This window comes from Micromonospora sp. DT231 (assembly GCF_049847025.1).
Taxonomy (GTDB): Bacteria; Actinomycetota; Actinomycetes; order Mycobacteriales; family Micromonosporaceae; genus Micromonospora.
The window spans coordinates 1-212 of the sequence record NZ_JBNCNO010000063.1; the positions used below are offsets into that span (position 1 = coordinate 1).

The 212-nt window shown below is 69.3% G+C and carries 1 pseudogene; it reads right to left on the reverse strand.

Annotated elements, in window-relative coordinates:
* Window positions 1-197, reverse strand: a pseudogene (locus ACPXBU_RS34925) (C39 family peptidase); the annotation flags it as partial.
* Window positions 198-212: the final 15 nt, after the last annotated feature.

Consider the following 212-nt stretch of genomic DNA (forward strand, 5'->3'; position numbering starts at 1 on the left):
TAGTAGAAGTTCGGCTGCGCCTCGTAGCGCACACCCAGTTCCCGCTCACCGTGGGTCTTGCGGTCGGTCTGGGTCTGGGTGGCCGGCTTGGCCTCCGACGCGGCGTAGGCGGCGGTGACCGGGCCGGCGATGGCTCCGCCGGTGAACGCGAGGCCGGCGGCGGTCAGAGCGGTCTTACGGATCAGATCGGTACGCATGATGGCGTGCTCCTC